Here is a 7,142-nt window from a genome sequence, read left to right as displayed (position 1 = left end):
CGGGTGCATGTGGCTCCGCGTGCGCCGCGAGCGTGTTGCCGGTTGCCGAGCAGATCGGCGCGGCCGGCAGGCCGCCAACGGATTCGGATGCGCTCGCGCGCAGTTGCGAGATCAGCGGCGCGACCAGCGCGAGCACGAGCGCGAACAGTCCGAGCCACGCCGTGGCCCGGGCTTGCCGCGTCGGCGCGCGGCGTGCGCCGGCGCGCGACGAATCAGGCTGCCGCGCGTGCCGCACGGCCGAACAGCAGACGGTCGATCAACCAGACCGCGACGATCGTCGCCCCCATCAGCGGAAAGACGACGCCGAGCAGCACGAGCCCCGCGATCCAGCCGCGCATCGGCGGCGTGCCGCGGTCGCGCGACGGCGCGCCCAGCTTGCCGGCCGGGCGCCGTTTCCACCACATCACGGTGCCGGTAACGGCCATCGCGGCCAGTCCGAGCGACAACACCGCGCAGACGATCTGGTTCGCGAGCCCGAAGTAGCGGCCCATGTGCAGCGACGTGCCATACGACACGGCGCGCGAGACCGCGCCGTAGTCGTCGTAGCGGATGTCCTTCAACACGGCGCCGCTGTACTGGTCGAGGTAGATCGTCCGCTCGGCCTGCGGGTCGTCGGGGAAGTACGACGCGGTGAACACGCCGTCCGCGCCGGACGGCAGCGCGAGCGTGTAGCCGCTCGTCACGCCGAGGCCCGCGACGATCGCGATCGCGCGGGCCAGCGGCAGCGGGGCCGGGGTCGGCGCCGACGGCGAATGCGGGACGGGCACGTTGCCGACCGCCCAGGGCGTTTGCGGCAACGGCAGGTCGTCCATCACCATCCCCGGCATCGACTCGCCGGATTCGTGGTGATGGCCGGACGGCGCGGCGGCCTGCGCAGGCGCATGCTCGGGCGCCGCAGCGGCACCCGGGCGCGTCGAGCGCACCGACGCGCCGCCCCATGCGCCTTCCGGCGCGCCGAGGTTCACGGTCGCGGCCAGCGCCTTGAAGTTCTTGCCCCACGAACCCGACCACGGCAGCCCCGTCAGGATGAACGCCACCGTGCCGGCCGCGAGCCAGATGCCGGCCGTCGCGTGGAGGTTTTTCCACAGCGGCCGGCCGCGCAGCGACAGGTCGGGCCGCAATGCGCGCCCGACGCGCGCCGTGCCGCGCGGCCACCACAGTGCGATGCCGGTGCCGATCATCACGAAGGTCCAGCACGCGGCGAGCTCCATCAGCAGTTCGCCCGTCTTGCCGAGCAGCAGCTTGCGATGCAGCATCCGGTCGATCTGCATGAAGCGGTTCTCGACGCTCAGCGTGCCGAGCACGTTGCCGTCGTACGGGTTCACGTACACGCTCTCGCGGCTGCCGTCGCGCAGCCGGAACACGTATTCCGCGCTGCGGTCCGGCGCGGTCGAGACCTGGACGGAAACCGGCGTCGCGCCGGCCGGCATCGCGGTGCGCGCGCGCGCGAGCAGCAGGTCGGGATCGAGGCGCGGCGTGGCACGCGGCTCGACGACGAGCCGGTGCGGATACAGCAGCGGCTCGATCTGCGGCTGGAAGCAATACAGCGTGCCCGTGATCGCGAGGATCACCAGGAAAGGCATGACGAACAGGCCGGCATAGAAGTGCCAGCGCCAGAGCGTCCGGTAACCCGCGTGGGCGGAATGGGCGGGCGAGAGGGCCCGCTCGACGGTGGTCGACATGGTGTCAGCTCCTCGTGTTCGTTGAGCGGCCACGCCGGCGCGTGCCGGCGGACGTCAACGTGCGTAGCGCCCGCCGGCACGCAGCGACGGAGCGGGCGGCGCGGCGCCATGCGCGGACGGTGCGCATGACGGCGTCGCCCGCGCGGTGCGGGCAGGCGGATGAACGCTTGAATCAGGTCGTATGAGACGAACGGCGTGCAGGCCCGTGCATATCGATGTGCGCAGGCCGCTAGGCGGAACCGTCAGCAGAACAGGGGAGGCGCGCGGGACGGAGGGCGATCGTCGAAGATCGATCGCACGAACGGAAGAGAGGCGACGTGAATCCGGAAGCGCCGCGGTACGGCGGCCGGAAACAGCAGCACCAGCAGCACGAACGACGCGAGCGCCGTGAACAACGCGGCGCCGAATGCGCACAGGCTGTCGCCGCCTCCGGCAGAAGCCGGGTTGTCGGCGTGCGCGTCATGCTTGAGCGCATCGGCGAGCGCGAGCGCATCGTTGGCCGGCGTGATCGGCGCGCCGGCATCGAAACGGGCAGCCAGCGCGGCCACGTCGACGATCAGCGGGCCGCGGCCCGAACACAGCACCACCGAGCCCGCATCCGGACCGTCCGGATCGAGCATCACGGCGCCCGACATCAGCGCGCGGGACAGCAGCGTCACGAGGAGGAACCCCCACAGAAGCTGTCGCGCGACGCCTGGCCGGAGCAGGAAGCGGCGAAGTGCGTTCATGGCGCGCGATTGTACCTCCGTTTGCGGTGGGGGGCCGCTCGTCACGCTGATGCACGGCATCAGCCCGGCGTGCTGCCGGAAGCGGATGCGGCGCGCGCGCAGCGGCTATCCGGAACCGGGCGATCCGCTTTCCGGCGGCGCGTTCGCCGGGCCGTACGACCAGGTGCCGTCCGCGCGGGCAGTGAGCACGTTGCCCGAGCGCCGGTCGTAGAGATGCCACTGTTCGTCGGCCGGATCGTCGCCGTATGGCCAGGTCGTCAGCTTGCCGCCGAGGTCGAAGTCGAACGCCCACGAGCCCGGCTGGGCGCGCGGCGCGATCGATTGCAGGATCTGTCCGTCGAGACGTTGCGCGGCGGCGGCGATGTCGCCGGAGCGGGATTCGCTGTGCGCGAGTTCGAGACCGTCGAGCGCGATCGACCAGTGGCAGTAGCAGATCCACAGATGCCCGCTGCCGGCGACCGTCACGTGCCGCGACGCGAGCCTGTCCCGGGACGCCGCGGACAGGCCGGGCGAGCCGGCGAGCGGCTCCCTGACATGCAGCGCGGGCTGCCCGAATTCGAACGTGAGAAAGCTGCCCTGGCCTTTCGTCACCGACCAGGCCGGGGTTTCGCAGATGGCCGGCCAGATCCGGTCGAAGTCGGCGGCGTTCACGGCGTGCGTCTCGCGTCGGCGAAGCCGGCCCGGGTGTCGTTCGCGGTGTCGTCGTCGCCGGCGAGCAGATCGGACAGGGCGGCGGGCGACATGCGCCGCATCGCCCGCTCGACGTCGCGATCGTAGCGGCGATCGTTCGGGTCGAGATGCTTTTGAGCCTTGCGCCCGTAGCGTTTCACGAACACGCCGAGCGCGCCGGCCAGCCGGGATGTCCGGTTCCTGATGCTCATGCGGCGAGATTATCGGGCATGCGCGCGGATCGGGAATGGCCGCCGTGGCCGTGCTTGCCGCCGGCGGCAGCCGCTGCGTCGTGCCGGCTCAGGCCGGATACGCATCGTCGACTTTCAGGTTCGCGAGGCGGAACAGCGTGCGCAGCGTCTGCGGATGAATGTCGCGATGCGCGGCGAGCGACGTCAGCATGAAGTCGAGCACCTTCGCGTAGCGGAGCAGCACGAGGCAGCGCGCGAGATCGGGCGTGCGGCCGCGCATGTCCTCGGCGAGGTGGACCATTTCGGTCGACAGCGAGCGCGCCATCTCGAGTTCCATCTGCTGTTTTTCGGTCCAGTCGGGCAACGGCTGTTCGAGCAGTTTCGCGAGAAAGAGCTGGAACGACGTGTCGGACGAATTGGGCAGCGCATCCATGAAGGGCCTCGTTGCTTGCGCGAATCGTTCGGGCGTATCCGCTGGACGCGCCCGAGGGTGGGTTTGTGTCCGCGCGATGACCGGCGCGGCTGTCTCGCCCGAATGGAACGCAGGTTCCGTACCAGCTCGGCGGGGCGATTGTCGAGCAATGTCGAGCGACGGGGCGATGCAGGGCGGCGAGTCCCGCCGGTACTGGATCGTGGCGGCGATCGAGGAGGCCGTCTACCTGCGCGGCGCGATGCATGTCGGGTGCGCGGGGCGGTCCGGCGAAGCGAAATGCTTCACGGATGTAACGTAACGCGGGGATAAATTGCGTCGCGCGTTCCATGGCGGGCCGACGAAACGGGCAGCCGCGCGCCTGCCGCCTGCGCCTGTCAGGCGTTCGGCCGGCCGGAGGCGGCGCTGCGGGATGGCCGCCGCGGCCGGCGAAAACCGGCGGCGAATGTGACGGGTGTTTCAAAACCGAGACGGATTCGCCCACGGCGAGCCGGCTGCACGACCTGTCCAACTGGCCCAGCGAATTGCCGGCCAATTGTCCATGGGCAGACGGCGCGCGTTTGCCAACAATGCGCTGATCATCCCTGCGAGGTTCGACATGAGCGTCCGCGCTTTTTTCTCGGCCAACCTGCTGCTGGCCTACACGGCCTATTTCATCGGGACGGCCAGCCCCGGGCCGAGCAATCTCGCGATCATGTCGGTCGCCGCGAACCAGGGCCGCAAGGCGGCGCTCGCGTTTGCGCTCGGCGTGATTTCAGGGTCGATGGTCTGGGCGACGGTGGCGGCGCTCGGCGTGTCGGCCGCGCTGCTGGCGTGGTCGAAGCTGCTGGTCGCGATCAAGATCTTCGGCGGGTTGTACCTGATGTGGCTGGCATTCAAGTCGGGGTGCACGGCATGGTCGGGCAACGCGGCGACGTCGCTGAACGCAGCGGGCGAGCAACGGCTGTCGCGTTTCTACGTACGCGGCGCAATGCTGCACCTGACCAATCCCAAGGCGATCCTTGTGTGGGTGTCGATCGTCGCGCTGTCGTCGAATGGCGCGGGCGCGTCGCACGGCGCCGTCGTGCCGGTTTGCCTCGTGATCGGGTGCCTGGTATTCGGCGGTTATGCGCTCGTGTTCTCGATGAACGGCGCGCGCCGGCTGTACGTGCGCGGCCGGCGCGCGATGGAAGCGTGTCTCGCCGTCGTGTTCGGCGTGGCGGGGATTCGGCTGCTGGTGTCGAACGTGTAGCGCATGCGGCGGCCATGCGGGCGCACGGCCGCCGCAAGCGGCTCGCGAGTGAGCGAGCCGTGCCGCGCGGCCGCCGTACTCAGAAAATGAAGCCCGTGTTGATGAACTTCGACGTGTGATCCGACACGATCGAATCGAGCAGCTGCTTGCTGCTGTCGGTCTGCTTCGCCGCGACCATCGAGCGGATCGAGAACGCGCGCAGCGCGTCGCTCACCGACAGCGTGCCTTCCGCCGAATCCTTGCGGCCCGCGAACGGGAACACGTCGGGCCCGCGCTGGCACTGGCAGTTGATGTTCACGCGGCACACCTGGTTCACGAGCGGATCGACGAGCGCGCCGATCTGCACCGGATCGGAGCCGAAGATGCTGACCTGCTGGCCGTGATCCGACGTCGTCACGTAGTCGAGCGCCGTCTCGACGTCGTCGAACGGCGCGACCGGAATGATCGGCCCGAACTGTTCCTCGCGGTACAGTTTCATCCCTTCCGACACCGGGTACACGACGGCCGGATAGAACAGCGTCTTGCTGAACTCGCCGCCCGAATGGTTGACGACCTGCGCGCCCTTGGCCTTCGCGTCGTCGATCGCGTCCGTCATGTAGGCCGTGCGATGCATGCCGGGCAGCGGCGTGATGCTGACACCCTTCTCCCACGGCATGCCGATCTTCAACTGCTCGAGCGCGGCGGTGAAGCGCTTCAGGAATTCGTCGACGATCGAGCGGTGCACGAGCAGCATCTTCAGCGCGGTGCAGCGCTGGCCGTTGAACGACAGCGCGCCGAGCAGGCACTCCTTCACGGTGAGGTCGAGATCGGCGTCGGGCAGCACGATCGCCGCGTTCTTCGCGTCGAGGCCGAGGATCGCGCGCAGGCGGTGCGACTTCGGGTGCTGCTTCTTCAGGTGGTCGGCCACCTTGCTCGAGCCGATCAGCGCAAGCACGTTGATCTTGCCCGACGCGAGCATGTGCGGCACGACCACCGCGCCGGGCGCGTAGATCGTGTTGATCACGCCCTTCGGGAACGCGTCGCGGAACGCCTCGAGCAGCGGCTCGAACAGCAGCGTGCCGTATTGCGGCGGCTTGAACACCACGGTGTTGCCCATCAGCAGCGCGGGAATCAGCGTCGCGAACGTCTCGTTCAGCGGATAGTTGTACGGGCCCATGCACAGCACGACGCCGAGCGGCGTGCGGCGGACCTGGCCGATCGTGCCTTCCGCGATCACGAAGCGCGAGTTCGCGTTGTCGAGCTCCTTCAGCGCGTCGATCGTCTGCGTCATGTACGTGACGGTGCGGTCGAACTCCTTCTGCGAATCGGCGAGGCTCTTGCCGATCTCCCACATGATCAGGTTCACCACCAGTTCGCGCTGCGCGACCATCCGCTTGATGAAGTCCTGCATGCACGCGATGCGCTGCTCGACCTTCATCGTCGGCCACTCGCCGCGGCCCGAGTCGTACGCGCGTACCGCGGCGTCGAGCGCCGCGTCGCTTTCCGGCTCGCCCATCACGGGATAGCTGCCGATCTCGACCTGCTCGACGCTGCCGTCCGCCTGTCGCACGCACACGGGCGACAGCACGGTCTTGGTCGCGCCGTCCCACGGGCGCAATTCGCCGTCGACGAGCGACACGCGCTGGTGGATCGGCGAAGCGAGCCGGTACTCGGCGGGGATGTCCTGAAAGGCGGGAAACAGCTGTTGCAGGGAAGCGGAATCGGGCATGACGGTCTCGTTTGACGGGGTGTCCGGGAAGGACGGGCGATGCGAATCCTGAGCTGAGCGATCCTCGATCCTGAATCGGCATGATGACGCGCGCACGACGAAGCGTCACGGGGAAACATGGCCGAATCAGCGAATGGAACCAGTTCCATTAAAAAGGAACGCCGGCATGAATGCAAGATTTGCCGAATCGTGCCGCATGCCTTGAAAGCATCCGGAAAGACTGTTGCCGAATGCTTGGTATAAGACGCCACAGGCACCCGCAAACGTTTCCCTGTGGCCGGATTGCGCGGATAATGGCTCGGCGCGGCGAAGAAAAAAATGAAGTGAACCTGAGAGCACACGGAGTGAAGAACAGAAGAAAATCCGCCGCACTGCCGATGCGAGGTCGGCTGCCCGGAGCGCCGGGTCGGGGTTGCCCGGTCCGGCGCGCACCGGACTTCGAATGCATGCCGTCTGCTTCGACGGATGCTTCGTGATCCTCTCCAGTCTCTTCGTCGTCAAAT

The 7,142-nt window shown here is 68.4% G+C and carries 8 protein-coding genes; 1 reads left to right on the top strand and 7 read right to left on the bottom strand.

What is annotated here, in order from left to right; translation table 11 throughout:
- From ABY44_RS37300 to ABY44_RS37275, 6 genes are all read right to left on the bottom strand, one after another.
- A partial coding sequence (locus ABY44_RS37300; protein WP_431643549.1) for a DUF2946 family protein occupies positions 1-235 on the bottom strand: 235 nt, incomplete at its 3' end.
- The gene (locus ABY44_RS37295) at positions 213-1,682 is read right to left on the bottom strand and encodes a PepSY-associated TM helix domain-containing protein (protein ID WP_060171532.1); all 1,470 of its coding nucleotides are present in this window, start codon (positions 1,680-1,682) and stop codon (positions 213-215) included. The genes ABY44_RS37295 and ABY44_RS37300, both read right to left, overlap by 23 nt.
- A gap of 242 nt (positions 1,683-1,924) precedes the next feature.
- The gene (locus ABY44_RS37290; protein ID WP_027789774.1) at positions 1,925-2,410 is read right to left on the bottom strand and encodes a hypothetical protein; all 486 of its coding nucleotides are present in this window, start codon (positions 2,408-2,410) and stop codon (positions 1,925-1,927) included.
- A 105-nt stretch (positions 2,411-2,515) separates the two neighbouring features.
- A complete protein-coding gene (locus ABY44_RS37285) occupies positions 2,516-3,061 on the bottom strand; it encodes a hypothetical protein (protein WP_060171530.1) in 546 nt (181 codons plus the stop codon).
- Entirely contained in the window at positions 3,058-3,291 is a 234-nt protein-coding gene (locus ABY44_RS37280; RefSeq protein WP_060171528.1) for a hypothetical protein, read from the bottom strand. The genes ABY44_RS37285 and ABY44_RS37280 overlap by 4 nt, the downstream gene beginning before the upstream one ends.
- Before the next feature lie 88 nt (positions 3,292-3,379).
- A complete protein-coding gene (locus ABY44_RS37275) occupies positions 3,380-3,703 on the bottom strand; it encodes a hypothetical protein (RefSeq protein ID WP_021162626.1) in 324 nt (107 codons plus the stop codon).
- Positions 3,704-4,298: 595 nt separating this feature from the next.
- On the opposite strand from ABY44_RS37275, the gene ABY44_RS37270 reads away from it, so the two are divergent.
- Positions 4,299-4,931, top strand: coding sequence for a LysE family translocator (locus ABY44_RS37270; RefSeq protein ID WP_431643548.1), 633 nt, complete (start codon positions 4,299-4,301; stop codon positions 4,929-4,931).
- Positions 4,932-5,010: 79 nt separating this feature from the next.
- Here the strand turns inward: ABY44_RS37270 and ABY44_RS37265 are convergent, their stop codons facing one another.
- Entirely contained in the window at positions 5,011-6,639 is a 1,629-nt protein-coding gene (locus ABY44_RS37265; protein ID WP_060171526.1) for an NADP-dependent glyceraldehyde-3-phosphate dehydrogenase, read from the bottom strand.
- Between the last annotated feature and the right edge of the window lie 503 nt (positions 6,640-7,142).

It is taken from the genome of Burkholderia sp. ZZQ-2 (genome assembly GCF_050768715.1).
Taxonomy (GTDB): domain Bacteria; phylum Pseudomonadota; class Gammaproteobacteria; order Burkholderiales; family Burkholderiaceae; genus Burkholderia; species Burkholderia cepacia.
Note: the sequence above shows the minus strand (reverse complement) of the source record. Positions and strands in the feature narration are given on the sequence as shown.